Origin of the sequence: Streptomyces sp. ITFR-16 (genome assembly GCF_031844705.1) — a bacterium.
Classification (GTDB): domain Bacteria; phylum Actinomycetota; class Actinomycetes; order Streptomycetales; family Streptomycetaceae; genus Streptomyces.
On sequence record NZ_CP134609.1, the window covers coordinates 6,216,779 to 6,243,240 of the forward strand.

Here is a 26,462-nt window from a genome sequence, read left to right on the forward strand (position 1 = left end):
CGGTTGATGCTCCTCGACAGCGTCCGGACGCGCTCCTCGGAACCCCCACCCCCCGCCCCGGGAGGAACGCCATGCGCAACCGAAGAATCCGGCCGGGACGGCTGTCGGTGACAGCCGTTCTCGCCGTCCTCCTTCTCGCCGCACCCACGGCGACCGCCACCGCCGCCGGCCACGACCGCACCGCCTCCGCCGCGACGGGCACCCTGGCCGCCACCCAGCGGCTGAACATCACCATGCAGGCCCAGCAGAAGAGCAACTGGTGCTGGGCGGCCTCCGGCAACACCATCGCCGCCTGGTTCGGCCGGAACTACACCCAGAACCAGTTCTGCAACGCCGCCTTCGGCCGTGCGCAGGGCTACGACTGCCCCAACTCGCAGGCCTCGCTCGGCAATGTCCAGGACGGTCTGTACTGGGCCGGCATCAACCCCGGCTCGTACGTCACCGGCTGGCTGCGCTATCCCGCCGTGCAGGCCGAGATAGCCGCCGGACGGCCGGTGGAGACCCGCATCCAGTGGTCCTCGGGCGGCGGCCACATGCACGTCCTGTACGGCTACGACGACGCCAACAGCTGGGTCTACTGGGGCGATCCCTGGCCCTCCAGCAACCGCTACAACTGGGCCTCGCACGCCTGGTACGTGAACAACAGCGAGTTCTCCTGGACCCACTCGCTCTACCGGATCGGGGCGTGACGGCATGACCTCCACCCGTACCGTGCGCGGCGCGCGCCCCTTCGCCGCCGCCCTCGCCGCGAGCGGGGTGCTGGCGGGCGCCGCCCTGCTGACCGTCGCCCCGCAGGCCGCGGCCGCCACCGGCCCCTCGGCCACCCCCTCGGCCCTGGCGGCGGCCCATGAGGCGGCCACCGACGCCACCACCCTGGACACCCTGTCCCGGTTCTTCGCCCGGGAGGGCGCCGTCACCAAGGCGGCCGCCGCCCCACGGATCGAGGGCGCGGCCGTGCCGGTCCGCACCCTGTCCGCCGACTTCGTCGCCGGTGAACCGGGGGCGCCCGTCGCCGACCTCGACTACCTGGCCAGCACCGCCGTCTCCTCGGACGGCCAGAAGGCGTCCCTGTGGACGCTGCCCGAGCCGGGCAGGGACGGGAGCTGGCAGGTGGTGAACATCGCCACCGGCGACGACGAGAGCCGCTACGCCGCCGCCGGTGCCCGCAAGCTGCCCGGCGGCCTCGTCTTCCGCGAGCCCCAGATCGACGCCTGGTACGTCCAGAAGGGCGGCCGGGTGCTCCCACTGGACCAGGACGCCGTCCGCGCGGTCGGCGCCGACGGGACCACGCTGGCCGCCTACCGCACCCGGGTACGGGCCGCGTACGCGGACAAGCTGCCCGGCTCCGCGTACGCCCGCTCCGGCCGGGCCGGCGGCTACGGACCGTCCGGCGCGACCGACGAGAAGGGCGGGAAGGCCGCGGCGGCGCGGTCCGGGCCCGCCATCGCGGCGGACACCGGCCCGTCCACCGCCCTGACCGCCACCTCCGGGGCGGCCGCGGCGGGCGCCGTCGCCGTACTCGCCCTGTGCGGGGCCACCGCCCTGCGCAACCGCGGCCGCCGCCGCGGGGAGGGGTGACGGCGGGCCCCGCCCGCACCCGAAGACCCCGGGCCCCGGGACACGTGCCCCCAACCCGTGTCCCGGGGCCCGGCGCCATCCGTGCGCACCCCGAGCTGTCACTGCCCGCAAGTAGGGTGGGACCCATGGCAGACCCCTCCAGCTACCGCCCCAAGCCGGGACAGATCCCCGACTCCCCGGGGGTCTACAAATTCCGCGACGAGCACCGCCGGGTGATCTACGTCGGGAAGGCGAAGAGCCTGCGCCAGCGCCTGGCCAACTACTTCCAGGACCTCTCCGGCCTCCACCCGCGCACGCGCACGATGGTGACCACCGCCGCGTCCGTGGAGTGGACCGTGGTGTCCACGGAGGTCGAGGCGCTCCAGCTCGAGTACTCCTGGATCAAGGAGTTCGACCCCCGGTTCAACGTCAAGTACCGCGACGACAAGAGCTATCCGTATCTCGCGGTCACGCTCAACGAGGAGTTCCCGCGCGTCCAGGTGATGCGCGGCGCCAAGAAGAAGGGCGTGCGCTACTTCGGTCCGTACGGGCACGCCTGGGCGATCCGCGAGACGGTCGACCTGATGCTCCGCGTCTTCCCCGTCCGCACCTGCTCCGCCGGGGTCTTCAAGAACGCCGCCAGGACCGGCCGCCCCTGCCTCCTCGGCTACATCGGCAAGTGCTCGGCCCCCTGCGTCGGCCGCGTCACCCCCGAGGAGCACCGCGAACTGGCGGACGACTTCTGCGACTTCATGGCCGGCCGCACCGGCACGTACATCCGCCGCCTGGAGAAGGACATGACGGCGGCGGCCGAGGAGATGGAGTACGAGCGGGCGGCGCGCCTGCGCGACGACGTCGAGGCGCTCAAGCGCGCCATGGAGAAGAGCGCCGTCGTGCTCGCCGACGCCACCGACGCCGACCTCATCGCGGTCGCCGAGGACGAGCTGGAGGCGGCCGTCCAGATCTTCCACGTCCGCGGCGGCCGGGTGCGCGGCCAGCGCGGCTGGGTCACCGACAAGGTGGAGAACGTCGACACCTCCGGCCTCGTCGAGCACGCCCTCCAGCAGCTGTACGGGGAGGAGAGCGGCGATTCCGTGCCCAAGGAGGTCCTGGTCCCGGCCCTGCCCGAGGACCCCGACGCGGTCTCCCAGTGGCTGGCGGACCGCCGGGGCTCCCAGGTCAGCCTGCGCATCCCGCAGCGCGGCGACAAGAAGGACCTGATGGCCACGGTCCAGCGCAACGCCCAGCAGGCCCTGGGGCTGCACAAGACCAAGCGCGCCTCCGACCTCACCACCCGCTCCCGGGCGCTGGAGGAGATTGCCGAGGCGCTCGGCCTCGACACGGCCCCCCTGCGCATCGAGTGCTTCGACATCTCGCACCTCCAGGGCGACGACGTCGTGGCGTCCATGGTGGTCTTCGAGGACGGGCTGGCCCGCAAGGGGGAGTACCGCCGCTTCCAGATCAAGGGCTTCGAGGGCCAGGACGACGTCCGCTCGATGCACGAGGTGATCGGCCGGCGCTTCCGCCGCTACCTCCAGGAGAAGGAGCGGACGGGGGAGTGGGAGGAGACCCCCGCACCCGATGGAGCGGCAGCCGGCGGGCCCGCGCCCACGGGCCCCGCTCCCAGCGGCCCCGTGCCGGCCGCCGCCGACCCCGCCGGGCCCCGCGAGGACGACGGCCGGCCCAAGCGGTTCGCCTACCCGCCCCAGCTCCTCGTGGTCGACGGCGGGCAGCCCCAGGTCGCCGCCGCCAAGCGGGCCCTGGACGAGCTGGGGATCGACGACATCGCCGTCTGCGGCCTCGCCAAGCGCCTCGAAGAGGTCTGGCTGCCCGACGACGACGACCCGGTGGTCCTGCCCCGCTCCAGCGAGGGCCTCTACCTCCTCCAGCGCATCCGCGACGAGGCCCACCGCTTCGCTATCGCCTACCAGCGCGCCAAACGGGCCAAGCGCATCCGCTCCAGCCCCCTGGACGCCGTCGCCGGACTCGGAGAGACCCGGAAACAGGCCCTGATCAAGCATTTCGGCTCCGTCAAGAAGCTGAGGCAGGCGACAATCGACGAGATCTGCGAGGTTCCGGGGATAGGCCGCCGGACGGCGGAATCGGTGGCCGTCGCCCTCGCCGCGGCCGCCCCGGCCACGCCCGCCGTGAACACGGCCACAGGAGAGATCATTGAAGAGGACGACGGGGGCAGCACGACATGACCGAGCGCGACAATGAACACGGGCACGACGAACACGGGCACGACCGCACAGACCGAGCAGACGGAGCAGCACACGTGAGTACGGGCACCTCGATCGAGACGGGCGACAGCGCGGTGGCCATCCCCGAGCTGGTGATCATCTCCGGCATGTCGGGCGCCGGGCGCAGCACCGCGGCCAAGTGTCTGGAGGACCTCGGCTGGTTCGTCGTCGACAACCTGCCGCCCGCGCTGATCCCCACCATGGTGGAGCTCGGCGCCCGCTCGCAGGGCAACGTGGCGCGGATCGCCGTCGTCGTCGACGTGCGCGGGCGCCGTTTCTTCGACAACCTCCGCGAGTCCCTCGCGGACCTGGAGGCCAAGGGCGTCACCCGGCGCATCGTCTTCCTGGAGTCCTCCGACGACGCGCTGGTGCGCCGCTTCGAGTCGGTCCGGCGCCCGCACCCCCTCCAGGGCGACGGCCGCATCGTCGACGGCATCGCCGCCGAGCGCGACCTGCTGCGCGAGCTGCGCGGCGACGCCGACCTGGTGATCGACACCTCCAGCCTCAACGTGCACGAGCTGCGCGCCAAGATGGACGCCCAGTTCGCGGGCGACGAGGAGCCCGAGCTCCGCGCCACGGTGATGTCCTTCGGCTTCAAGTACGGGCTGCCCGTCGATGCCGACCTGGTGGTGGACTGCCGCTTCCTGCCCAACCCGCACTGGGTCCCGGAGCTGCGCCCCTTCACCGGCCTCAACGAGGAGGTGTCCGCGTACGTCTTCGACCAGCCGGGCGCCAAGGAGTTCCTCAACCAGTACACCGAGCTGCTCCAGCTGGTCGCCGCGGGCTACCGCCGCGAGGGCAAGCGCTATGTGACCATCGCCGTCGGCTGTACGGGCGGCAAGCACCGCTCCGTGGCCATGTCGGAGAAGCTGGCGGCCCGGCTCGCCACCGAGGGGATCGAGACCGTGCTCGTCCACCGGGACATGGGGCGCGAGTGACCAGTCGCAATCTGCGTCTGCGCCGGCTGCGCAGGGGCACGCCCCTGTCCGGCCGCAAGCGCGGCGCGCAGCCCAAGGTCGTCGCGCTCGGCGGCGGCATGGGCCTGTCCGCCTCCCTCACCGCCCTGCGGCGGATCACCGGCGACCTGACCGCGGTGGTCACGGTCGCCGACGACGGCGGATCCAGCGGCCGGCTCCGCGAGGAGCTGGGCGTGCTGCCCCCGGGCGACCTGCGCAAGGCGCTGGCCGCCCTGTGCGGCGACGACGAGTGGGGCCGGACCTGGTCCCAGGTCATCCAGCACCGCTTCCAGTCCAAGGGAGACCTGCACGAGCACGCGGTCGGCAACCTGCTGATCGTCGCCCTGTGGGAACAGCTCGGCGACCACGTCCAGGCCCTCGACCTGGTCGGCAAGCTCCTCGGCGCGCACGGCAGGGTGCTGCCCATGTCCGCCGTGCCGCTGGAGCTCCAGGCGCTCGTCAAGGGGCACGACCCCGAGCGCCCGGAGGACGTGGACACCGTGCGCGGCCAGGCCACGGTGGCGCTCACCCCCGGCGAGGTCCAGTCGGTGCACGTGGTGCCCGCCGACCCGCCGGCCGTCCCCGAGGCGGTCGCCGCCGTGCTGGACGCGGACTGGGTGGTGCTCGGCCCCGGCTCCTGGTTCTCCTCGGTCATCCCGCATCTGCTCGTCCCCGATCTGCTCGACGCGCTGATCGAAACGAAGGCCCGCAAGGTCCTCTCGCTGAACCTCGCGCCGCAACCCGGTGAAACAGAGGGCTTCTCTCCGCAGCGTCATTTGGAGGTTTTGGGACGACACGCCCCTAAACTCGCCTTGGACGTGGTGCTGGCCGACGAGGCCGCCGTGCCCGACCGCGAGTCCCTCGCCGACGCCGCAAAACGGCTCGGTGCCGCGGTCGAGCTGGCGCCGGTGGCCTCACCCGACGGCGTTCCGATTCATGATCCGGAGCTGTTGGCCGCCGCGTACGACCGTATTTTTCGGATGCATGGAAGGATCGGCCCATGGCGATGACGCCAGCGGTGAAGGACGAAATCTCTCGGCTTCCCGTGACCCGGACCTGCTGCAGGAAGGCAGAGGTCTCGGCGATTCTTCGGTTCGCGGGTGGACTGCACCTGGTGAGCGGCCGGATTGTGATCGAGGCGGAGCTGGACACCGCGATGGCGGCGCGCCGGCTCAAGCGGGACATTCTCGAGATCTTCGGGCACAGCTCGGAGCTGATCGTGATGGCCCCCGGCGGCCTGCGGCGCGGTTCGCGCTATGTCGTACGGGTGGTGGCCGGCGGAGACCAGCTGGCGCGCCAGACGGGCCTGGTGGACGGCCGCGGCCGTCCCATCCGCGGACTTCCCCCGCAGGTGGTCTCGGGGGCCACCTGCGACGCCGAGGCCGCCTGGCGCGGGGCCTTTCTGGCGCACGGCTCGCTGACCGAGCCGGGGCGCTCCTCCTCGCTGGAGGTGACCTGCCCGGGCCCGGAGGCGGCGCTCGCGCTGGTCGGCGCCGCCCGCAGGCTCTCCATCGCGGCGAAGGCCCGCGAGGTGCGCGGGGTGGACCGCGTCGTCGTCCGCGACGGCGACGCGATCGGCGCCCTGCTCACCCGGCTCGGCGCCCATGAGTCGGTGCTGGCCTGGGAGGAGCGGCGGATGCGGCGCGAGGTCCGCGCCACCGCCAACCGCCTCGCCAACTTCGACGACGCGAACCTGCGCCGCTCCGCCCGCGCCGCCGTCGCCGCGGGTGCCCGGGTGGGGCGCGCGCTGGAGATCCTGGGCGAGGAGGTCCCCGAGCACCTCGCCGCCGCCGGACGGCTGCGCATGGAGCACAAGCAGGCCTCCCTGGAGGAGCTGGGCGCCCTCGCCGACCCGCCGCTGACCAAGGACGCCGTCGCGGGCCGGATCCGCCGGCTCCTGGCGATGGCCGACAAGCGGGCCCAGGACCTGGGTATCCCCGGCACCGAGTCCACCCTCAGTGAAGAGCTGGCCGACGGTCTGGTCGGCTGATCCGCGTCCCCGCCGACGAGCCGCGGCGGGAACGCGCCACGCACCCGCGGGTGTTGACGCTGCGTAATCGTCGCAGCCGGTGGCACCGGACAACCGCAGGCCCGTACTCCTACTGGGGAGTACGGGCCTGCGGCCGTCTTACGGCCCCGCTCGATGTCACCCCGAGGGCTCCGGAGAGGTAGGGTCGGAGGCGGTCGGGGACATCCCATACAACTCGCCGGCGTCGAAAACCGGCGTACCTAACGAGGAGATCGGTTCGTGACGATCCGCGTAGGCATCAACGGCTTTGGCCGCATCGGTCGTAACTACTTCCGCGCGCTGCTGGAGCAGGGTGCGGACATCGAGATCGTGGCTGTCAACGACCTGGGTGACACTGCGACCACGGCCCACCTGCTGAAGTACGACACCATTCTGGGTCGTCTCAAGGCAGAGGTGAGTCACACCGCCGACACCATCACGGTCGACGGTCACACCATCAAGGTGCTCTCCGAGCGCAACCCGGCGGACATCCCGTGGGGCGAGCTGGGCGTCGACATCGTCATCGAGTCGACCGGCATCTTCACCAAGAAGGCCGACGCCGCCAAGCACATCGCGGGCGGCGCCAAGAAGGTCCTCATCTCGGCTCCGGCCAAGGACGAGGACATCACCATCGTGATGGGCGTCAACCAGGACAAGTACGACGCCGCCCAGCACAACATCATCTCCAACGCCTCCTGCACCACCAACTGCGTGGCGCCGATGGCCAAGGTTCTCGACGAGAACTTCGGCATCGTCAAGGGCCTGATGACGACGGTCCACGCGTACACGAACGACCAGCGCATCCTGGACTTCCCGCACTCCGACCTGCGTCGCGCCCGCGCCGCCGCGGAGAACATCATCCCGACCACGACGGGTGCCGCGAAGGCCACCGCCCTGGTTCTGCCGCAGCTCAAGGGCAAGCTCGACGGCATCGCGATGCGTGTCCCGGTCCCGACCGGTTCCGCCACCGACCTCGTCGTGACCCTGCAGCGCGAGGTCACCAAGGACGAGGTCAACGCCGCGTTCAAGAAGGCGTCCGACGACGGCGACCTCAAGGGCTTCCTCACGTACACCGAGGACCCGATCGTGTCCTCGGACATCGTCGGCGACCCGTCGTCCTGCACCTTCGACTCCTCCCTGACCATGGTCCAGGAGGGCAACACGGTGAAGATCCTCGGCTGGTACGACAACGAGTGGGGCTACTCCAACCGCCTCGTCGACCTGACCGTCTTCGTCGGCAGCCAGCTCTGACCGCTGGTCCGGCAGGCACCTCGATGTGAGCACGGGGCTCGAACAGCGCAACGCGGCGCCGTTCGAGCCCCCTCGCATGCGCCCCCGTCCTCCTAGGAGTCCAGACAGATGAAGACGATCGACGAACTTCTCGCCGAAGGGGTCACCGGCAAGCGCGTATTCGTCCGCGCCGACCTCAACGTGCCGCTGAGCGGCACCACCATCACCGACGACGGCCGGATCCGCGCCGTCGCGCCGACCGTCCGCAAGCTGGCCGAGGCCGGCGCCCGGGTCGTTGTCGCCTCGCACCTGGGCCGCCCCAAGGGCGCCCCGGACCCGGCGTTCTCGCTGGCCCCCGCCGCCGCCCGCCTCGGCGAGCTGCTGGGGACCGATGTGGCCTTCGCGACCGACACCGTCGGCGAGTCCGCCCGCGCCACGGTCGCCGCCCTCACCGACGGCCAGGTCGCCGTCATCGAGAACCTCCGCTTCAACCCCGGCGAGACGTCGAAGGACGACGCCGAGCGCGGCGCGTTCGCCGACCAGCTGGCCGAGCTCGCCGACCTGTACGTGGGCGACGGCTTCGGCGCCGTGCACCGCAAGCACGCCTCGGTCTTCGACCTCCCGGCCCGGCTCCCGCACGCCGCGGGCGACCTGATCGCCACCGAGGTCGGCGTCCTGAAGAAGCTCACCGACGACGTCCAGCGGCCCTACGCGGTCGTGCTCGGCGGCGCCAAGGTCTCCGACAAGCTCGGGGTCATCGACCACCTGCTGGAGCGGGCCGACCGCATCCTCATCGGCGGCGGCATGGCGTACACCTTCCTCAAGGCCCAGGGCCACGAGGTCGGCAGCTCGCTGCTCCAGGAGGACCAGATCCCGGCCGTGCAGGAGTACCTCGCCCGCGCCGAGGCGAAGGGCGTGGAGTTCGTGCTCCCCGTCGACGTCGTGGTCGCGCCGGAGTTCCCGGACCTCAAGACCAAGGCCCCGGCCCACCCCACCACCGTCGCCGCCGACGCCATGCCGGCCGGCCAGATGGGTCTGGACAACGGGCCGGAGACCAACAAGCTCTACGCATCGAAGCTCGCCGACGCGGCCACCGTCTTCTGGAACGGCCCGATGGGCGTCTTCGAGCACCCCGACTTCGCCGAGGGCACCCGGGCCGTCGCCCAGGCCCTCGTCGACTCCTCGGGCTTCAGCGTGGTCGGCGGTGGCGACTCCGCCGCGGCCGTCCGCATCCTGGGCTTCGACGAGAACGCGTTCGGACACATCTCGACCGGTGGCGGTGCCAGCCTCGAATACCTCGAGGGCAAGACGCTTCCCGGCCTCGCCGCACTGGAGGACTGACCTTTCATGACTGCTACCGCCCAAGGCCGGACCCCGCTGATGGCGGGCAACTGGAAGATGAACCTCAACCACCTCGAGGCCATCGCACACGTCCAGAAGCTCGCCTTCGCCCTGGCCGACAAGGACTACGACGCCGTCGAGGTCGCTGTCCTGCCGCCCTTCACCGACCTGCGCTCCGTGCAGACGCTGGTCGACGGCGACAAGCTGAAGATCAAGTACGGCGCCCAGGACATCTCGGCGCACGACTCCGGCGCGTACACCGGTGAGATCTCCGGCCCCATGCTCGCCAAGCTGAAGTGCACCTATGTCGCCGTCGGCCACAGCGAGCGCCGCCAGTACCACGCGGAGACCGACGAGGTCTGCAACGCCAAGGTGAAGGCCGCGTACAAGCACGGCCTGACCCCGATCCTGTGCGTCGGTGAGGGTCTGGACGTCCGCAAGGCCGGCGACCAGGTCGCGTACACCCTCGCCCAGCTCGACGGCGCGCTGAAGGACATCCCGGCCGAGCAGGCCGAGTCCATCGTGATCGCCTACGAGCCGGTCTGGGCCATCGGCACCGGCGAGGTCGCCACCCCCGAGGACGCGCAGGAGGTCTGCGGTGCGATCCGCGGCCGCCTCGCCGAGCTGTACTCGCAGGAGCTGGCCGACGCGGTCCGCATCCAGTACGGCGGCTCGGTCAAGTCCGGCAATGTCGCCGCGATCATGGCGCAGCCCGATGTGGACGGTGCGCTGATCGGCGGCGCCGCGCTGGACGCCGACGAGTTCGTCAAGATCGTCCGCTTCCGCGACCAGTGAGTATGCGGTAGCGCGGATCCGTCGTACCCTTGCGGGGGCCGAGGAGGGCAGCCTCCCGGCCCCCGTTGTTCGCACATGCAGTCAGGATTTCCGGAAAGTAGGGACCAGCCGTGATTTTGGGGTTCGAGATCGCCCTGATCGTCTTCAGCCTGCTGCTGATGCTGCTGGTGCTGATGCACAAGGGAAAGGGCGGCGGCCTCTCCGACATGTTCGGTGGCGGCATGCAGTCCTCCGTCGGCGGTTCCTCGGTCGCCGAGCGGAACCTCGACCGGATCACCGTGGTGGTCGGTCTGGGCTGGTTCGCGTGCATCGTGGTGCTTGGTCTGCTCATCAAGCTGGACAACTGACCCGTCGTACGCGATTCCCGGTGAGGGTGTAACTCCTTTCACTGGACGCGCGTTGGGCCTTACGTAGACTGGGGCATCTTCGAGCACCATCACGCAGGGAGTTACGACCGTGGCAAGTGGCAACGCGATCCGGGGAAGCCGGGTCGGAGCGGGGCCGATGGGGGAGGCCGAGCGCGGCGAGTCCGCGCCACGCGCCCGCATCTCCTTCTGGTGCTCGAACGGGCACGAGACGCAGCCGAGCTTCGCCCATGACGCGCAGGTACCGGAGACCTGGGACTGCCCGCGCTGTGGATTCCCGGCCGGCCAGGACCGGGACAGCCCGCCGGACCCGCCCCGCACCGAGCCGTACAAGACGCACCTCGCGTACGTACGCGAGCGGCGCAGTGACGCGGACGGCGAGGCGATCCTCGCCGAGGCCCTGGCGAAACTCCGCGGCGAGATCTGAATCGTTCACCGGCCGGACACCCCACGGGTGCCCGGCCGGAATGCTTCTGCCGTGCCGCAGCCCGCCGTTGTGCCGTCCGGCCGCCTGATCAATTAGGTTGGAGGGGCAGCGGGGAACTGCGGTTACGAGAAGAAGTGGGCTGATGTCCGGGATGAACGCACAAAGCCGTACCAGGCTCAACCAGACGCCGGAATGGGCCGCGCTGGGCAAGCACCGTGAGCAGCTGGGGTCGACACATCTGCGGCAGCTGTTCGCGGACGATCCGGAGCGCGGTACCGGATACACCCTGCGGGTCGGCGATCTGTACCTCGACTACTCCAAGCACCTGGTCACCGACGAGACGCTCACGCTGCTGCGCGAGCTGGCGAAGGCCACCGGGGTTGCCGGGCTGCGGGACGCCATGTTCCGCGGCGACAAGATCAACACCACCGAGGACCGCGCCGTCCTGCACACCGCGCTGCGCGCCCCGCGCGACGCCGTGATCGAGGTCGACGGCGAGAACGTGGTGCCCGCCGTGCACGCCGTGCTCGACAAGATGGCGGCCTTCTCCGACCGGGTCAGGTCCGGCGAGTGGACCGGCCACACCGGCAAGCCGATCAAGAACATCGTCAACATCGGCATCGGCGGCTCCGACCTCGGCCCCGCCATGGCCTACGAGGTGCTGCGCTCCTTCACGGACCGCTCGCTCACGGTCCGCTTCGTCTCCAACGTCGACGGCGCCGACCTGCACGAGGCCGTGCACGACCTGGACCCGGCCGAGACGCTCTTCGTCATCGCCTCCAAGACCTTCACCACGATCGAGACGATCACCAACGCCACCTCCGCCCGCGACTGGCTGCTGACCGGGCTGAAGGCCGGTCAGGAAGCGGTGGCCAAGCACTTCGTGGCGCTGTCCACGAACGGCGAGAAGGTCGCGGACTTCGGCATCGACACCGCCAACATGTTCGAGTTCTGGGACTGGGTCGGCGGCCGCTACTCGTACGACTCCGCCATCGGCCTGTCGCTGATGATCGCCATTGGCCCGGACCGGTTCCGCGAGATGCTCGACGGCTTCCACCTCGTCGACGAGCACTTCCGCACCGCCCCCGCCGAGGAGAACGCCCCGCTCCTGCTGGGTCTGCTCGGCGTCTGGTACGGCGGCTTCTTCGACGCGCAGTCGCACGCCGTGCTGCCCTACAGCCACTACCTGTCCCGGTTCACCGCCTACCTCCAGCAGCTCGACATGGAGTCCAACGGCAAGTCCGTGGACCGGGACGGCAATCCGGTGGACTGGCAGACCGGCCCGGTCGTCTGGGGCACCCCCGGCACCAACGGCCAGCACGCCTACTACCAGCTGATCCACCAGGGCACGAAGGTCATCCCGGCCGACTTCATCGGCTTCGCCGAGCCGGTCGATTCCCTGCTGCCCGGGCTGGTCGCCCAGCACGACCTGCTGATGGCCAACTTCTTCGCCCAGACCCAGGCCCTGGCCTTCGGCAAGACGCCGGACGAGGTACGCGCCGAGGGCGTCCCCGAGGAGCTGGTGCCGCACAAGAGCTTCCGCGGCAACCACCCCACCACGACGATCCTCGCCGACCGGCTCACCCCGTCGGTGCTCGGCCAGCTGATCGCGCTGTACGAGCACAAGGTCTTCGTCCAGGGCGCCGTCTGGAACATCGACTCCTTCGACCAGTGGGGCGTCGAGCTCGGCAAGGTCCTCGCGAAGAAGATCGAGCCGGTGCTCACGGAGGGCAAGGGCGGCGAACAGCTCGACAGCTCGACCGCCGCGCTCGTCGCCGCGTACCGCGAGCTGCGGGGGCGCTGACCCCATGACCGCCGGGGAGGGGGCGGTACGGCTGCGGCCGCCGGTCAACACGCTGGACCCGCGGGCCGTCGGCTGGTGGCGGGTCCAGTGGCTGCTGCTCACCGCGGTGCCGGTGGCCGTCCTGGCCGTGCTCGGGGCGTTCCTCGCGCCGGCCCGGTTCTGGCTGTGGCTGCCCGCCGCCGCGCTCGCCGTCCTCGGCACCGGCTGCGCCGTCCTCGTCCCCCTCTGGTGGTTCCGCACGCACCGCTGGGAGGTCACGGACGAGGCCGTGTACGTCCGCACGGGCGTGCTGTGGCAGGAGTGGCGGATCGCGCCGATGTCCCGGATCCAGACCGTGGACACCGTGCGCGGCCCCCTCGAACAGCTCTTCCGGCTCGCCACGGTCACCGTCACCACCGCGTCCGCCAAGGGCGCGGTCCGGATCGAGGGCCTCGACCACGAACTGGCCGCGGAACTCGCCGAGCGGCTGACCCGGATCACCCGCGACACCCCCGGGGACGCCACATGAGCACCGCCGCCCCGCCCGGGGACTGGCGCTCGCTCGACCGGCGCACGGTCTGGCTCACCGCCCTGGTCACCGCCGGGGTGGCGGCGGGCGCCGCCGTACCGACCACGCTCGGGCTCTCCGGCCGGTTCGGATTCGGGACCGCCGTCGCCTGGGTACTGACCGGCGCCGCTCTGCTGATCGCGGGCAGCGCCGGCGCCGACTACGTACGCTGGCGCCGCACCCGCTACCGCGTGGGCGCCGACCGGGTCGAGCTCCACACCGGCCTGCTCCTGGTCAAGAAGCGATCCCTGGCCCGCGAACGCATCCGCAGCGTCGACCTCACCGCCCACCCGGTCCAGCGCGTCCTCGGCCTGGTCACCGTCCGGATCGGCACCGGCGAGCACACCGGGAGCGAATCCACCCTGGAACTCGACCCGGTCCTGCGCGCCGAGGGGGAACGGCTGCGCCGCGCCCTGCTGGAGCGGGGCGCGAGCACGGTGCCCGGCAGCCACCGCGAGGGCGAACTCGTCGCGCTCGACCCGCGCTGGATCCGCTACGCACCCGTCTCGTTCGTCGCACCCGCGCTCGGCGGGGCCGCCGTCGGGGCGGTGATGCAGGTCAGCGACTGGTTCGGCGCCCAGGGCCGGGTCATCGAATGGGTCGGCGACCGCTACCGGGACACCTCCCTGGTCTCCGTGATCGTGCTCCTCGCCGTCGCCGCGGTCCTCGCCGGCGTCATCGGCGCCCTCGGCCTCTGGGTCGAGATGTGGTGGAACTACCGGCTCGAACGCGAACCGGGCGGCACCCTGCGCATCCGGCGCGGACTGCTCACCTCCCGCTCCGTCACCATCGAGGAGCGCAGGCTGCGCGGCGCCGACCTCGTCGAGCCGCTGGGCGTCCGGCTGCTGGGCGCGGCCCGCCTCGACGCCATCACCACCGGACTCGCCAAGGACGACGAGGAGCAGCACGGCGACCACAACACCCTGCTGCCCGCCGCGCCCCGGCGCCTCGCGGACGAAGTCGCCGCCGCCGTGCTCCGCGAGGACCTCTCCCCGACCGGCGCCGCGCTCGTCGCGCACCCGCCCGCGGCGCGCGGCCGGCGGCTGCGCCGGGCCCTGTGGGCGGTCCTGGTCCCGGTGCTGGTCCTCGCGCTGCTCGGCGCCCTGCTGACACCCGTCCTGCTCTGGACCGCGCTCGGCTGCGCGGCCATCGGGCTGCCGGCGGGGGTGCTGCTGGCGCACGACGCGTACCGCAGCCTCGGACACACCCTCAGCGGCGGCTATCTGGTGACCCGTTCGGGAGCGCTGCGCCGCTCCACCGCCGCCCTGGAACGGGCCGGAGTGATCGGCTGGACGGTCCGGCAGACCTACTTCCAGCGCAGGGCGGGCGTCCTGAGCGTCACCGCGACGACGGCCGCCGGGGCGGGCGCGTACACGGTGTACGACGCGGATGCCGCCGAGGGCCTCGCCTTCGCCTCCGAGGCCGTCCCGGGGCTGCTGGCGCCCTTCCTGGAGCGGGCGCCGGGGGAGTGAGCGCCGGTCAGCCGTGCGTCGTGTCGATGACGCAGAAGCGGTTGCCCTCGGGGTCCGCGAGGACCACGAAGTCCGGGTCCTCGGGATACAGCTTCCAGTCGACCTCGACGGCGCCGAGCCCGAGCAGCCGCGCCACCTCGGCGTCCTGCTCCTCGGTGTACAGGTCGAGATGGACCCGGGGGACCTCCTGCACCGGGGCGTCGCTGCGGCCCAGTGAGACCCCGGGCCCGGACCCCTGCGCCGGGACCAGGACCACCCAGTCCTCGGTGAGCGGCTCGCGCTCCACGTAGCCGAGCGCCGCCTTCCAGAAGGCCGCCGCGCGCCGCACGTCCGACGCCCCCATCACCACGCTTCCGATATGCATGGGCCCGACCCTCTCACGCCGCGGGCCCGGTCCGCTCCGAGGAGCGGACCGGGCCCGCGGTCCGTACTGCTGACAGCCGGTCGGCCGGTCAGGCGGATGCCGGCGGGTAGAGGGCGCGCGGCAGCCCGGAGGCCGCCGCCGCGTCCAGCAGCCACAGGGTGCGGCTGCGGCCGTACGCACCCGCCGCCGGGGCCTGGATCTCCCCGGCCCCCGACAGGGCGATGGCCGCGGCCTCCGCCTTGTCCTCGCCCGCCGCGAGCAGCCACACCTCGCGCGCCGCCCGGATGGCGGGCAGCGTGAGCGAGATCCGCACCGGCGGCGGCTTGGGCGCCCCGTGCACACCGACGACGGTGCGCTCGGTCTCCCGTACCGCGGGCAGCTCGGGGAAGAGCGAGGCGACATGGGTGTCGGGGCCGACGCCGAGCATCAGCACGTCGAACACCGGCACCGGGCCGTGGTCCTCCGGACCGGCCGCGGCGGCCAGTTCGGCGGCGTACGCGGCGGCCGCCGCGTCGGCGTCGTCGCCGTACGGCCCGTCGGACGCGGGCATCGCGTGCACCCGCGCCGGATCCAGCGGCACCGAGTCCAGCAGGGCCTCGCGGGCCTGCGTGACATTGCGCTCCGGATCGCCCTCGGGCAGGAACCGCTCGTCGCCCCACCACAGGTCCAGCCGCGACCAGTCCACGGCGTCCCGCGCGGGCGCGGCGGCCAGCGCGGCCAGCAGGCCGTTGCCGTTGCGCCCGCCCGTCAGCACCACCGAGGCGTGACCCCGGGCGGCCTGGGCGTCCACGACCTTGGTGATCAGCCGGGCCGCCGCGGCCCGGGCCATCAGCTCCTTGTCGCGGTGCACGACGAGCTGCGGGACGACGCTCACTTCGACGCCGCCTTCTTCGCGGGCGCGGCCTTCTTGGCGGCGGCCGGGGCCTGGGCGGGGGCGGCCTTCTCCGCCGCTGCGGGCTCCGCCACCTGTCCCAGACGCTCGACGCCGAACTTCACCGTGGACTCGTAGATGTTGTCCGGGTCCAGACGCCGCAGCTCCTCGGCGAGGAGCTCGGCCGTCTCCCGGCGCTTGAGCGCCACGGCACGGTCCGGCTGGCCCACCATGCACAGCGTGGCGAGCGAGCCGTCGGCCCGGTCCAGGACGATGTCGCCGTTCTTCGTGGTCATCCGGACGGCCGTCAGACCGGGGCCGCCGGACGTCGTGCGCTCCACCGGCACCTTGAGCCGGTCCGCCAGCCACATGGCCAGCAGTTCGCAGCTCGGGTTGTCGGACTCGCCCTCGACCGTGGCGGAGACGACCTCGGCCGGCTGCTGGTCGAGCGCCGCCGCCAGCATCGAGCGCCACGGCGTGATGCGGGTCCAGGCCAGGTCCGTGTCCCCCGGCTGGTAGGTCGCCGCACGCACCGCCAGCTCGTCGAGCGGGTGCTCGGCGGAGTAGGTGTCGGTGATGCGGCGCTGGGCGAGGGCGCCCAGCGCGTCCTTCGCCGGGTCCGCCGGGGCGTCCTGGGGCCACCACAGCACCACCGGGGCATCCGGCAGCAGCAGCGGCAGGACGACCGACTGGGCGTGGTTGGCCAGCTCGCCGTGCAGGCGCAGCACGACGGTCTCGCCGGAGCCCGAGTCGGAACCGACCCGGACCTCGGCGTCGAGCCGCGCGTCACGGCGGGCGCGCGGCGAACGGCTGACCCGCTTGATCACGGCGATGATCCGCGAGGGGTGCTCGCGCGAGGAGTCGCTCGCGGCCTTCAGCGCGTCGTAGGCGTTCTCCTCGTCGGTGACGATGACGAGGGTGAGCACCATCCCGATGGCCGGGGCGCCGACCGCGCGGCGGGCCGACACCAGGGCCTGGTTGATCTTGCTGGACGTGGTTTCCGTGAGGTCGATCTTCATGGCCGGCGCCAGCTCCGTCCGTCTCGTGCGAGCATCTCGTCCGCCTCGGACGGGCCCCAGGTGCCTGCCGGGTACTGCGCCGGCTTGCCGTGCTTGTCCCAGTACTCCTCGATCGGGTCCAGGATGTTCCAGGAGAGTTCGACCTCCTGGTGGCGCGGGAAGAGGTTGGCGTCGCCGAGCAGCACATCGAGGATGAGCCGCTCGTACGCCTCCGGGCTGGACTCGGTGAAGGACTCGCCGTAGGCGAAGTCCATCGTCACGTCCCGGACCTCCATGGAGGTGCCCGGCACCTTGGAGCCGAACCGCACCGTCACGCCCTCGTCCGGCTGGACCCGGATGACCAGGGCGTTGCCGCCCAGCTCCTCCGTGGCACCGGACTCGAAGGGCAGGTACGGGGCGCGCTTGAAGACGACCGCGATCTCCGTCACCCGGCGGCCGAGCCGCTTCCCGGTCCGGAGGTAGAACGGCACGCCCGCCCAGCGGCGGTTGTTGATCGTGAGCTTGACGGCGGCGAAGGTGTCGGTCTTCGACTTGGGGTCGATTCCCTCTTCCTCCAGATAGCCGGGCACTTCCTGGCCGCCCTGCCACGCGTGCGTGTACTGGCCGCGCACCGTGTGCTTGCCCAGGTCCTCCGGCAGCTCCACCGCCGTGAGCACCTTGAGCTTCTCGGCGACCAGGGCCTTGGGGTGGAAGGAGCCGGGCTCCTCCATCGCGGTCAGGGCCAGCAGCTGGAGCAGGTGGTTCTGGATGACGTCGCGGGCGGCGCCGATGCCGTCGTAGTAGCCGGCCCGGCCGCCGATGCCGATGTCCTCGGCCATCGTGATCTGGACGTGGTCGACGTACGACCTGTTCCAGATCGGCTCCCACATCGTGTTGGCGAAGCGCAGCGCCAGGATGTTCTGGACCGTCTCCTTGCCGAGGTAGTGGTCGATCCGGAAGACCTCGTTCGGCGGGAAGACGTCGTGCACGAGCTGGTTGAGCTCCTGCGCGCTCTTCAGGTCGTGGCCGAAGGGCTTCTCGATGACGGCCCGGCGCCAGGAGCCCTCTCCCTGGTCGGCCAGGCCGTGCTTCTTGAGCTGCTGGACGACCTTGGGGAAGAACTTCGGCGGTACGGACAGGTAGAAGGCGAAGTTGCCGCCCGTCCCCTGCGCCTTGTCGAGTTCCTCGATCGTGGCCCTGAGGGTCTCGAACGCGACGTCGTCGTCGAAGTCGCCCTGCACGAAGCGCATGCCCTGGCTGAGCTGCTGCCAGACCTCTTCGCGGAAGGGCGTACGGGAATGCTCCTTGACGGCGTCGTGGACGACCTGGGCGAAGTCCTCGTCCTCCCAGTCGCGGCGCGCGAAACCGATGAGCGAGAAGCCCGGCGGCAGCAGGCCGCGATTGGCCAGGTCGTAGACGGCGGGCATCAGCTTTTTACGGGACAAATCGCCCGTGACGCCAAAGATGACCAGGCCCGACGGCCCCGCGATGCGCGGGAGCCGTCGGTCCTGGGCGTCACGGAGCGGGTTGGCTCCGGGAACACCAGACAAAGTGGTCAGCCCTCCGAAGGGGCGAGGCGCTTGAGCTCCGCCTCGGTCGAGTTGAGCAGGTCGGTCCAGGCGGCCTCGAACTTCTCGACGCCCTCGTCCTCCAGGAGCTGGACGACGTCGTCGTAGCTGATCCCGAGCTTCTTGATCGTCTCGAGGTCGGCACGGCCCTGGTCGTAGGAACCGGCGACGGTGTTGCCGGTGATCTCCCCATGGTCGGCCACCGCGTCCAGAGTCGCCTCCGGCATGGTGTTGACCGTGTTCGGCGCGACGAGGTCCACGACGTAGAGGGTGTCCTTGAGGGACGGGTCCTTCACGCCGGTGGAGGCCCACAGCGGGCGCTGCTTGTTGGCGTGCGCCCGGTCGAGGGCGGCCCAGCGCTCACCGGCGAAGACCTCCTCGTACGCCTCGTAGGCCAGGCGGGCGTTGGCCAGGGCGGACTTGCCCTTGGCGGCCTTGGCCTCGTCGGTGCCGATCGCGTCGAGCCGCTTGTCGATCTCGGTGTCCACGCGGGACACGAAGAAGGAGGCCACCGAGTGGATCTTGGAGAGGTCCAGGCCCGCGGCCTTCGCCTTCTCCAGGCCCGCCAGGTAGGCGTCCATGACCTCGCGGTAGCGCTCCAGCGAGAAGATCAGCGTCACGTTGACGCTGATGCCCCGGCCGATGGTCTCGGTGATCGCCGGCAGGCCGGCCCTGGTCGCCGGGATCTTGATGAGCGTGTTCGGCCGGTCCACCAGCCAGGCCAGCTGCTTGGCCTCGGCGACCGTGGCCAGGGTGTTGTGCGCCAGGCGCGGGTCGACCTCGATGGAGACCCGGCCGTCCTGGCCGTCGGTGGCGTCGAAGACCGGGCGCAGGATGTCGGCCGCGTCCCGGACGTCCGCCGTGGTGATCATCCGGATCGCTTCCTCGACGGTCACCCTGCGGGCGGCGAGGTCGGTGAGCTGCTGCTCGTAACCGTCGCCCGAGGAGATCGCCTTCTGGAAGATCGACGGGTTGGTCGTGACACCCACGACGTGGCTCTGGTCGATCAGCTCGGCGAGGTTGCCCGAGGTGATCCGCTTGCGCGAGAGGTCATCGAGCCAGATCGCCACGCCCTCGTCGGAGAGGCGCTTGAGTGCGTCTGTCATGAGAATTGCATCTCCTACTAGTCGTATAACGGCGTCAGCGCGTGACGGCCGCGAGGGATTCCCGGGCGGCCTCGGCGACGGCCTCGCCGGTGAAGCCGAACTCACGGAAGAGGACCTTGGCGTCGGCCGAGGCACCGAAGTGCTCCAGCGAGACGATCCGGCCCGCGTCCCCGACGTACCGGTACCAGGTCAGGCCGATGCCCGCCTCGACCGCGACCCGGGCCTTCACGGACGGCGGCAGCACGCTGTCCTTGTACGCCTGGTCCTGCTCCTCGAACCACTCGACACACGGCATCGAGACCACACGGGTCGGAATACCGGCGGCCTGGAGCTCCTCGCGCGCCTCGACGGCGAGCTGGACCTCGGAGCCCGTACCGATCAGCAGCACCTGGGGCTCACCTCCCTCGGCCTCGCGCAGGACGTACCCGCCCTTGGCGGTGTCCTCGTTCGCTTCGTACGTCGGCACGCCCTGGCGGGTCAGCGCCAGACCGTGCGGGGCGCCCTTGCCGAACACCTTGGTGTAGCGGCGCAGGATCTCGCGCCAGGCGATGGTCGTCTCGTTGGCGTCGGCCGGGCGCACGACGTTGAGGCCCGGGATGGCGCGCAGCGAGGCCAGGTGCTCCACCGGCTGGTGGGTGGGGCCGTCCTCGCCGAGACCGATCGAGTCGTGCGTCCACACGTAGGTCACCGGCAGGTGCATCAGCGCGGACAGCCGCACGGCGTTGCGCATGTAGTCGGAGAACACCAGGAAGGTGCCGCCGTAGATGCGGGTGTTGCCGTGCAGCGCGATGCCGTTCATGGCCGCGGCCATGGCGTGCTCGCGGATGCCGAAGTGGATCGTGCGGCCGTACGGGTCCGCGCCCGGCAGCGGGTTGCCCGCCGGGAGGAACGACGACGTCTTGTCGATCGTGGTGTTGTTCGAGCCGGCGAGGTCGGCGGAGCCGCCCCACAGCTCGGGGATGATCTCGCCGAGCGCCTGGAGCACCTTGCCGGAGGCGGCGCGGGTGGCGACACCCTTGCCGGGCTCGAAGACCGGGAGGGCGTCCTCCCAGCCCTTGGGCAGCTCGCCCGCGCGGACACGGTCGAACTCGGCGGCGCGCTCCGGGGCGGCGGTGCGCCACGCGGCGAAGGACTTGTCCCACTCGGCCCTGGCCTCGCGGCCGCGGTCCAGCGCCCGACGGGTGTGCGCGATGACCTCGTCGGCGACCTCGAAGGTCTTCTCCGGGTCGAAGCCCAGCACCTTCTTGGTCGCGGCGACCTCGTCGTCGCCGAGCGCGGAGCCGTGCGCCGCCTCGGTGTTCTGGGCGTGCGGGGCGGGCCAGGCGATGATCGAGCGGGCCGCGATGAACGACGGGCGCTCGGTCTCGGCCTTCGCCGCGAGCAGCGCCTCGTAGAGACCCGCCGGGTCCAGGTCGCCGCTGGGCAGCTGGTCGACACGCTGGACGTGCCAGCCGTACGCCTCGTAGCGCTTGAGGGTGTCCTCGGAGACCGCGGTCTCCGTGTCGCCCTCGATCGAGATGTGGTTGTCGTCCCACAGGAGGACCAGGTTGCCGAGCTTCTGGTGCCCGGCCAGCGAGGACGCCTCCGCGGAGATGCCCTCCTGGAGGCAGCCGTCGCCGGCGACGGCCCACACCATGTGGTCGAACGGGGAGGTGCCGGGGGCCGCGTCCGGGTCGAACAGGCCGCGCTCGTAGCGGGCGGCCATCGCCATGCCCACCGCGTTGGCGACACCCTGGCCCAGCGGGCCGGTCGTCGTCTCCACGCCGGTGGTGTGGCCGTACTCCGGGTGGCCCGGGGTCTTGGAACCCCAGGTGCGGAAGGCCTTCAGGTCATCGAGCTCCAGGCCGTACCCGGCCAGGTAGAGCTGGATGTAGAGGGTCAGGCTGGTGTGGCCCGCCGAGAGCACGAACCGGTCGCGGCCGGTCCACTCGGGATCCGCGGGGTCGTGACGCATCACCTTCTGGAAGATGGTGTACGCGGCGGGAGCCAGGCTCATGGCCGTACCCGGGTGGCCGTTTCCGACCTTTTGTACGGCGTCCGCGGCGAGGACGCGGACGGTGTCCACGGCCCGCTGGTCCAATTCGGTCCACTGGAGGTCTGTGGTGGTCGGCTTGGTGCTCACCCTGAGTCAGGGCTCCTCTCCACTGTTGTCAACCGGTGACTGTGACCGCACCGGACGTTGTCGAGCCTACCCCCGTCCGGACCCGTGATTTCCGGCTCCTACCAGGGTGCGGGCGCCCCGCGGAATCCGCCTCCCGTATGAGCGCGGAGGTTCACCGATGGGCCTCTCCGATGAGCGCGCGGGGTCACTCCTGAGGTGCTTCGGCGAGCGTTCCGGGGCGCCCCCGCGCGGCCACCGTGTACCCCCGCGAACGCCCCTGCGACACCTGTGCGCCACTCGTATGTGCGACCCCTCTCGCACGGGTGCCGCACCGCCCCTCCACGCCACATCAACACGACCCCACCCCCGCGAAGGGCGGCCTGTCCCCAACGTCTACAGTGGTCGGGTTCGCGCAAGTCTTCACTGGGCCCTCATGCCCGGAGCTTGCTGGGATTTCTCTGTCAGGGGTGTGCGTGACGGCCGTCGAGTCCCGACCCGCAGGGGTCGCCTTGACTCCGAGCCCAGGGGGCCATCGCCCGTTCGGGGCCCGGGTCAAGGCATTCGTGGCACTGACCAAGCCTCGGATCATCGAGCTGTTGCTGATCACCACTGTTCCGGTGATGTTCCTGGCTGCTCAGGGTGTACCCGACCTGTGGCTCGTGCTCACTACCACCATCGGCGGATACCTGTCCGCCGGCGGTGCCAATGCGCTGAACATGTACATCGACCGCGACATCGACGCGTTGATGGACCGTACGTCGCAGCGCCCGCTGGTCACCGGGATGGTGAGCCCGCGCGAGTGCCTCGCCTTCGGCATCACCCTCGCGGTGGTCTCGACGGCCTGGTTCGGGCTGCTGGTGAACTGGCTGTCGGCGGCGCTGTCGCTCGGCGCCCTGCTCTTCTACGTCGTCGTCTACACGATGCTGCTGAAGCGCCGCACCTCGCAGAACATCGTCTGGGGCGGCATCGCGGGCTGCATGCCGGTCCTCATCGGCTGGTCGGCCGTGACGAACTCGATGTCCTGGGCCGCGGTGATCCTCTTCGCCGTCATCTTCTTCTGGACGCCGCCGCACTACTGGCCGCTCTCCATGAAGGTGAAGGACGACTACGCCCGGGTCGGCGTCCCGATGCTCCCGGTCATCGCCTCCAATCGGGTGGTGGCCCGCCAGATCGTCCTCTACAGCTGGGTGATGGTCGCCGTCTCGCTGCTGCTGACCCCGCTGGGCTACACCGGCTGGTTCTACACGGCGGTGGCCCTGCTGACCGGCGGCTTCTGGCTCTGGGAGGCGCACGCCCTGCTGAACCGGGCCAAGGCCGGGGTGACCGGCGGGAAGCTCAAGGAGATGCGGCTGTTCCACTGGTCGATCACCTATGTGTCCCTGCTGTTCGTCGCCGTGGCGGTGGACCCCTTCCTGCGGTAGACCTCCTCCGCTTCCGCCGACGGGCGGGGAGCGTGGCCCACGCCACGCTCCCCGCCCGTCGCACGTCGATCTACCCATCGGTAGCATCCTGTGCATGGCAGAGACGGCTGAGACCCAGCAGGTGGACGGCAAGCAGGCGGCGCGCGCGGAGCGCAGGGCCGCCCGGCTGGCCAAGCAGATCGGGGCCTTCGCGAAGGCCCACGGCGGCGCCGAGGGGCAGCTCGCGTACATCGGGCAGATGGGCGCCCGCATCGTCCTCGTGGGCGAGGACGGCGGCTGGGGCGACCTGGTGGCCCCCTCCTACGCCGTCGCCGAGAGCGCCGCGCAGAAGTCCGGGATCACGATGCACGACGCCTTCGACGGCGAGTTCGCGGCGAAGGTCCGCACGGGCCCGTACGAGTGGACGCGCATGGCCGGCATCCAGGTCGGCGGCCCCTCCGACAAGGCCTGAAGCCACCGGCCGTACCCGGCGGTGATAATTAGTAATTAATCTTGACGGGGGCTCCTCGGCACCTCAGTCTGTGATCCGGCGGTTGCGACCGGGCCGCCGGCAGCAGGCACGAACTCCGAGGAGCCGAGCCGCCCCATGAACGCACGCCCCCGTCTCGCCGACAAGGTGGCAGTCGTCACCGGCGCCGCCTCGGGCATCGGCGCGGCCACGGCCGAACGCCTCGCCGACGAGGGCGCCGCGGTGATCCTCGCGGACATCGCACAGGAGGCCGGCGAGGCCGTCGCCGCGGCCCTGCGCGCCCGGGGCGGCCGGGCCCTCTTCGTCCCTACCGACGTCTCCGGCGAAGCCGACTGGCGGCGGGTGGTGGCCGCCGCGCACACCTTCGGACCCGTCGGCGTCCTGGTCAGCAACGCCTACACGGTCGACGTAACCCCCGCCCACGAGATGACCGTCGGCTCCTGGGAGCGGCAGCTCGCGGTCAACCTCACCGGCACCTTCCTCGGCTTCCGCGCGGTCCTGCCCGACCTGCGGGCCCAGCGCGGCGCCGCCGTGCTGACCTCGTCGGTCCACGCCCACAAGGGCATCCCCGGCCACCCCGCCTACGCCGCGTCCAAGGGCGCGCTGCTCTCCCTGTGCGGGCAGCTCGCGGTGGAGTACGGGCCCGAGGTGCGGGTCAACGCCGTGCTCCCCGGGCCCATCCTCACCGCCGCCTGGGACCGGGTGACCGAGGAGGACCGGCGCAGAAGCGTCGCCGAGACCGCCGCCGGCCGGTTCGGCACCCCCGCGGAAGCGGCAGCGGCCATCGCCTTCCTCGCCGCGGACGAAGCGTCCTACATCACCGGGTCGAGCCTGCTCGTGGACGGCGGCTGGTCCGTCGTCAAGGCCTCGGCCTGACCACCGCCCGCCCCCCAAACCGCGTCGTACGGCACAGCAGAAAGGCACACGGACATGGCGGCATACGCGCGCCGCGGAGTGCACGGCCAGACCGTGGAGACTCTCGCGCGCCGGGTCCTGAGCGGCGAGATCCCCGAAGGGGCGACGCTCGACCTCGTGGCGCTCCAGGGCGAGCTGGACGTCAGCCTGACCGCCCTGCGCGAGTCCCTGAAGGTCCTCGCGGCCAAGGGGATGGTCGACGCCCGCCAGAAGCGCGGCACCTTCGTCCGGGCCCGCTCCGACTGGAACCTGCTCGACGCGGACGTGCTGCGCTGGCAGTTCGCCGACGGCGGCGCGGGCGCCGGGCCGGCGCTGCTGCGCAACCTCGGCGAGGTGCGCGGCATCATCGAGCCGGCCGCCGTCCGGCTCGCCGCCGAACGCCGCACCGACGCGGACCTGGACGCGCTCGAAGCCGCGATCACCGCGATGGGGGAGCAGGAGGGCGGCGCCGCCCACGCGGTCGAGGCGGACCTCGCCTTCCACCGCGCCCTCCTCGCGGCCACCCACAACGAACTGCTGGAACGCATGGAGATGGTCATCGAGTCCGGTCTCGCCCACCGCGACGCGATCGTGCACAGCTCCCGGCACGGCGAGGACCCGGTGCCCAGCCACCGGGTCGTCCTGGACGCCGTGCGCGAGCGGGACCCGGCCGCCGCCGAACGCGCCGTGCGGACCCTGCTCGACCAGGCCGCACGCGACCTGGACCGGGTGCGCAGGACGGCAGGGGACACCGGCGAGGGGACCGCGGACCAGTGAGGATCACCCGTATCGAGACCTTCCTCGTCCCGCCGCGCTGGCTGTTCTGCCGCGTGGAGACCGACGAGGGCGTGGTCGGCTGGGGCGAACCCGTCGTCGAGGGCCGGGCCGAGGTGGTCAGGGCCGCTGTCGACGTCCTCTCCGAATACCTGTTGGGCGAGGACCCGCTGCGCATCCAGGACCACTGGCAGGTGCTCAGCAAGGGCGGCTTCTACCGGGGCGGCCCGGTGCTCTCCAGCGCCGTCGCCGGACTCGACCAGGCGCTGTGGGACATCGCCGGAAAGGTGTACGGCGCGCCCGTGCACGCCCTGCTCGGCGGTCCCGTGCGCGACCGGGTCCGGGTCTACGCTTGGGTCGGCGGCGACGAACCCGCCCGGCTCGCCGAGGAGATCACCGCCCAGGTCGAGGCCGGTTTCACCGCCGTGAAGATGAACGCGGCGGGCCGCACCGCACCGCTGGGCACCCCCGCCGAGACCGCCGCCGTCGTCGAACGGGTCGCCGTCGCCCGCGAGGTGCTCGGCCCCGGCCGTGACGTCGCCGTCGACATGCACGGCCGCTTCGGCCCGGCCGGGGCCCGCCGGGTGCTGCACGCCATCGAGCCGCTGCACCCGCTGTTCGTCGAGGAACCCCTCCTGCCCGAGCACGGGCATCTGCTGCCAGCCCTCGTCGGCGCCACCTCAATCCCCCTTGCCACCGGGGAACGGCTGTACGGACGGGCCGACTTCCTGCCCGCGCTGACGGCCGGGATCGCGGTCGCCCAGCCGGACCCCTCGCACGCCGGAGGCATCTCCGAGGTCCACCGCATCGCCTCGCTGGCCGACACCTTCGGCGCACAGCTCGCCCCGCACTGCCCGCTCGGCCCGATCGCCCTCGCCGCCGGTCTCCAGATCGCCTTCGCCACCCCGAACTTCCTCATCCAGGAGCAGAGCCGGGGCATCCACTACAACAAGGACGCGGACCTGCTCAGTTACGTCGTGGACACCGAGCCGTTCCGCTTCGAGGCCGGGCACGCCCGGCGGACCGGGCAGCCGGGGCTCGGCGTCACCGTCGACGAGGCCGCCGTACGCGCGGCCGACCGCGCCGGGCACGCCTGGCGCAACCCGGTCTGGCGCCAGGACGACGGCGCCTTCGCCGAATGGTGAGCGCCG

Annotated in this window: 25 protein-coding genes; 19 read left to right on the plus strand and 6 right to left on the minus strand. The window is 71.6% G+C overall.

Features of this window, described 5'->3' with window-relative positions:
• The first annotated feature begins 71 nt into the window (after positions 1 to 71).
• From RLT58_RS27520 to RLT58_RS27585, 14 genes are all read left to right on the plus strand, one after another.
• A complete protein-coding gene (locus RLT58_RS27520) occupies positions 72 to 689 on the plus strand; it encodes a papain-like cysteine protease family protein (RefSeq protein WP_311313055.1) in 618 nt (205 codons plus the stop codon).
• A gap of 4 nt (positions 690 to 693) precedes the next feature.
• Positions 694 to 1,578 carry a hypothetical protein gene (locus tag RLT58_RS27525; RefSeq protein ID WP_311313056.1) on the plus strand — a complete coding sequence of 295 codons (885 nt, stop codon included), beginning with the start codon at positions 694 to 696 and terminating at the stop codon, positions 1,576 to 1,578.
• A 125-nt stretch (positions 1,579 to 1,703) separates the two neighbouring features.
• Entirely contained in the window at positions 1,704 to 3,761 is a 2,058-nt protein-coding gene (gene uvrC / locus RLT58_RS27530) for an excinuclease ABC subunit UvrC (RefSeq protein WP_311313057.1), read from the plus strand.
• On the plus strand, positions 3,758 to 4,738 hold the full coding sequence (gene rapZ, locus RLT58_RS27535; RefSeq protein ID WP_311313058.1) for an RNase adapter RapZ: 981 nt from the start codon (positions 3,758 to 3,760) through the stop codon (positions 4,736 to 4,738). The genes uvrC and rapZ overlap by 4 nt, the downstream gene beginning before the upstream one ends.
• Positions 4,735 to 5,766, plus strand: coding sequence for a gluconeogenesis factor YvcK family protein (gene yvcK, locus RLT58_RS27540; RefSeq protein WP_311313059.1), 1,032 nt, complete (start codon positions 4,735 to 4,737; stop codon positions 5,764 to 5,766). Before rapZ ends, yvcK begins: the two co-directional genes overlap by 4 nt.
• Positions 5,757 to 6,746 (plus strand): DNA-binding protein WhiA, encoded by a 990-nt coding sequence (gene whiA, locus RLT58_RS27545; protein WP_030919772.1) that lies wholly within the window; start codon positions 5,757 to 5,759, stop codon positions 6,744 to 6,746. The genes yvcK and whiA overlap by 10 nt, the downstream gene beginning before the upstream one ends.
• 258 nt (positions 6,747 to 7,004) lie before the next feature.
• Entirely contained in the window at positions 7,005 to 8,015 is a 1,011-nt protein-coding gene (gene gap, locus RLT58_RS27550; RefSeq protein WP_311313060.1) for a type I glyceraldehyde-3-phosphate dehydrogenase, read from the plus strand.
• A 108-nt stretch (positions 8,016 to 8,123) separates the two neighbouring features.
• The gene (locus RLT58_RS27555; RefSeq protein ID WP_311313061.1) at positions 8,124 to 9,335 is read left to right on the plus strand and encodes a phosphoglycerate kinase; all 1,212 of its coding nucleotides are present in this window, start codon (positions 8,124 to 8,126) and stop codon (positions 9,333 to 9,335) included.
• A 6-nt stretch (positions 9,336 to 9,341) separates the two neighbouring features.
• Positions 9,342 to 10,130 (plus strand): triose-phosphate isomerase, encoded by a 789-nt coding sequence (gene tpiA, locus RLT58_RS27560; RefSeq protein WP_311313062.1) that lies wholly within the window; start codon positions 9,342 to 9,344, stop codon positions 10,128 to 10,130.
• Positions 10,131 to 10,240: 110 nt separating this feature from the next.
• A complete protein-coding gene (secG, locus tag RLT58_RS27565) occupies positions 10,241 to 10,477 on the plus strand; it encodes a preprotein translocase subunit SecG (protein ID WP_018104607.1) in 237 nt (78 codons plus the stop codon).
• Between the two features lie 109 nt (positions 10,478 to 10,586).
• Positions 10,587 to 10,922, plus strand: a complete 336-nt coding sequence (locus tag RLT58_RS27570; RefSeq protein WP_078622699.1) for an RNA polymerase-binding protein RbpA — start codon at positions 10,587 to 10,589, stop codon at positions 10,920 to 10,922.
• A 151-nt stretch (positions 10,923 to 11,073) separates the two neighbouring features.
• Positions 11,074 to 12,726, plus strand: a complete 1,653-nt coding sequence (pgi, locus tag RLT58_RS27575; protein WP_311313063.1) for a glucose-6-phosphate isomerase — start codon at positions 11,074 to 11,076, stop codon at positions 12,724 to 12,726.
• Between the two features lie 4 nt (positions 12,727 to 12,730).
• Positions 12,731 to 13,234, plus strand: coding sequence for a PH domain-containing protein (locus tag RLT58_RS27580; protein WP_311313064.1), 504 nt, complete (start codon positions 12,731 to 12,733; stop codon positions 13,232 to 13,234).
• Positions 13,231 to 14,745, plus strand: coding sequence for a PH domain-containing protein (locus tag RLT58_RS27585; RefSeq protein ID WP_311313065.1), 1,515 nt, complete (start codon positions 13,231 to 13,233; stop codon positions 14,743 to 14,745). Before RLT58_RS27580 ends, RLT58_RS27585 begins: the two co-directional genes overlap by 4 nt.
• A gap of 7 nt (positions 14,746 to 14,752) precedes the next feature.
• Here the strand turns inward: RLT58_RS27585 and RLT58_RS27590 are convergent, their stop codons facing one another.
• The 6 genes from RLT58_RS27590 to tkt all read right to left on the minus strand — a co-directional run bounded on the left by RLT58_RS27590 (position 14,753) and on the right by tkt (position 21,774).
• The gene (locus tag RLT58_RS27590; protein WP_311313066.1) at positions 14,753 to 15,109 is read right to left on the minus strand and encodes a VOC family protein; all 357 of its coding nucleotides are present in this window, start codon (positions 15,107 to 15,109) and stop codon (positions 14,753 to 14,755) included.
• A gap of 88 nt (positions 15,110 to 15,197) precedes the next feature.
• The gene (pgl, locus tag RLT58_RS27595) at positions 15,198 to 15,938 is read right to left on the minus strand and encodes a 6-phosphogluconolactonase (protein ID WP_399131967.1); all 741 of its coding nucleotides are present in this window, start codon (positions 15,936 to 15,938) and stop codon (positions 15,198 to 15,200) included.
• Positions 15,939 to 15,979: 41 nt separating this feature from the next.
• Positions 15,980 to 16,999 carry a glucose-6-phosphate dehydrogenase assembly protein OpcA gene (gene opcA, locus RLT58_RS27600; protein WP_311313068.1) on the minus strand — a complete coding sequence of 340 codons (1,020 nt, stop codon included), beginning with the start codon at positions 16,997 to 16,999 and terminating at the stop codon, positions 15,980 to 15,982.
• Positions 16,996 to 18,528 carry a glucose-6-phosphate dehydrogenase gene (zwf, locus tag RLT58_RS27605; protein WP_311313069.1) on the minus strand — a complete coding sequence of 511 codons (1,533 nt, stop codon included), beginning with the start codon at positions 18,526 to 18,528 and terminating at the stop codon, positions 16,996 to 16,998. The genes opcA and zwf overlap by 4 nt, the downstream gene beginning before the upstream one ends.
• A gap of 5 nt (positions 18,529 to 18,533) precedes the next feature.
• Entirely contained in the window at positions 18,534 to 19,652 is a 1,119-nt protein-coding gene (tal, locus tag RLT58_RS27610) for a transaldolase (RefSeq protein WP_311313070.1), read from the minus strand.
• A gap of 34 nt (positions 19,653 to 19,686) precedes the next feature.
• Positions 19,687 to 21,774 carry a transketolase gene (tkt, locus tag RLT58_RS27615; protein WP_311313071.1) on the minus strand — a complete coding sequence of 696 codons (2,088 nt, stop codon included), beginning with the start codon at positions 21,772 to 21,774 and terminating at the stop codon, positions 19,687 to 19,689.
• A 446-nt stretch (positions 21,775 to 22,220) separates the two neighbouring features.
• Here tkt and RLT58_RS27620 point away from each other — a divergent pair, with 446 nt between their 5' ends.
• From RLT58_RS27620 to dgoD, 5 genes are all read left to right on the plus strand, one after another.
• On the plus strand, positions 22,221 to 23,174 hold the full coding sequence (locus tag RLT58_RS27620; RefSeq protein ID WP_399131685.1) for a heme o synthase: 954 nt from the start codon (positions 22,221 to 22,223) through the stop codon (positions 23,172 to 23,174).
• A 94-nt stretch (positions 23,175 to 23,268) separates the two neighbouring features.
• Positions 23,269 to 23,625 carry a hypothetical protein gene (locus RLT58_RS27625; protein ID WP_311313073.1) on the plus strand — a complete coding sequence of 119 codons (357 nt, stop codon included), beginning with the start codon at positions 23,269 to 23,271 and terminating at the stop codon, positions 23,623 to 23,625.
• A gap of 135 nt (positions 23,626 to 23,760) precedes the next feature.
• Positions 23,761 to 24,519: an SDR family NAD(P)-dependent oxidoreductase gene (locus RLT58_RS27630; protein ID WP_311313074.1), complete on the plus strand. Its 759-nt coding sequence runs from the start codon at positions 23,761 to 23,763 to the stop codon at positions 24,517 to 24,519.
• A 54-nt stretch (positions 24,520 to 24,573) separates the two neighbouring features.
• Entirely contained in the window at positions 24,574 to 25,314 is a 741-nt protein-coding gene (locus RLT58_RS27635; protein WP_311313075.1) for a FadR/GntR family transcriptional regulator, read from the plus strand.
• Positions 25,311 to 26,456 carry a galactonate dehydratase gene (gene dgoD / locus RLT58_RS27640; RefSeq protein ID WP_311313076.1) on the plus strand — a complete coding sequence of 382 codons (1,146 nt, stop codon included), beginning with the start codon at positions 25,311 to 25,313 and terminating at the stop codon, positions 26,454 to 26,456. The genes RLT58_RS27635 and dgoD overlap by 4 nt, the downstream gene beginning before the upstream one ends.
• The last annotated feature ends 6 nt before the right edge of the window (positions 26,457 to 26,462 follow it).

Coding starts and splice junctions, on each gene's coding strand:
- rapZ (WP_311313058.1), top strand. CDS start 3,758: ATGACCGAGCGCGACAATGAACACGGGCACGACGAACACGGGCACGAC.
- RLT58_RS27580 (WP_311313064.1), top strand. CDS start 12,731: ATGACCGCCGGGGAGGGGGCGGTACGGCTGCGGCCGCCGGTCAACACG.
- RLT58_RS27590 (WP_311313066.1), bottom strand. CDS start 15,109: ATGCATATCGGAAGCGTGGTGATGGGGGCGTCGGACGTGCGGCGCGCG.
- pgi (WP_311313063.1), top strand. CDS start 11,074: ATGAACGCACAAAGCCGTACCAGGCTCAACCAGACGCCGGAATGGGCC.
- RLT58_RS27625 (WP_311313073.1), top strand. CDS start 23,269: ATGGCAGAGACGGCTGAGACCCAGCAGGTGGACGGCAAGCAGGCGGCG.
- RLT58_RS27520 (WP_311313055.1), top strand. CDS start 72: ATGCGCAACCGAAGAATCCGGCCGGGACGGCTGTCGGTGACAGCCGTT.
- tpiA (WP_311313062.1), top strand. CDS start 9,342: ATGACTGCTACCGCCCAAGGCCGGACCCCGCTGATGGCGGGCAACTGG.
- RLT58_RS27525 (WP_311313056.1), top strand. CDS start 694: ATGACCTCCACCCGTACCGTGCGCGGCGCGCGCCCCTTCGCCGCCGCC.
- pgl (WP_399131967.1), bottom strand. CDS start 15,938: ATGGCCCGGGCCGCGGCGGCCCGGCTGATCACCAAGGTCGTGGACGCC.
- RLT58_RS27630 (WP_311313074.1), top strand. CDS start 23,761: ATGAACGCACGCCCCCGTCTCGCCGACAAGGTGGCAGTCGTCACCGGC.
- opcA (WP_311313068.1), bottom strand. CDS start 16,999: ATGAAGATCGACCTCACGGAAACCACGTCCAGCAAGATCAACCAGGCC.
- RLT58_RS27585 (WP_311313065.1), top strand. CDS start 13,231: ATGAGCACCGCCGCCCCGCCCGGGGACTGGCGCTCGCTCGACCGGCGC.
- RLT58_RS27555 (WP_311313061.1), top strand. CDS start 8,124: ATGAAGACGATCGACGAACTTCTCGCCGAAGGGGTCACCGGCAAGCGC.
- tal (WP_311313070.1), bottom strand. CDS start 19,652: ATGACAGACGCACTCAAGCGCCTCTCCGACGAGGGCGTGGCGATCTGG.
- whiA (WP_030919772.1), top strand. CDS start 5,757: ATGGCGATGACGCCAGCGGTGAAGGACGAAATCTCTCGGCTTCCCGTG.
- RLT58_RS27635 (WP_311313075.1), top strand. CDS start 24,574: ATGGCGGCATACGCGCGCCGCGGAGTGCACGGCCAGACCGTGGAGACT.
- uvrC (WP_311313057.1), top strand. CDS start 1,704: ATGGCAGACCCCTCCAGCTACCGCCCCAAGCCGGGACAGATCCCCGAC.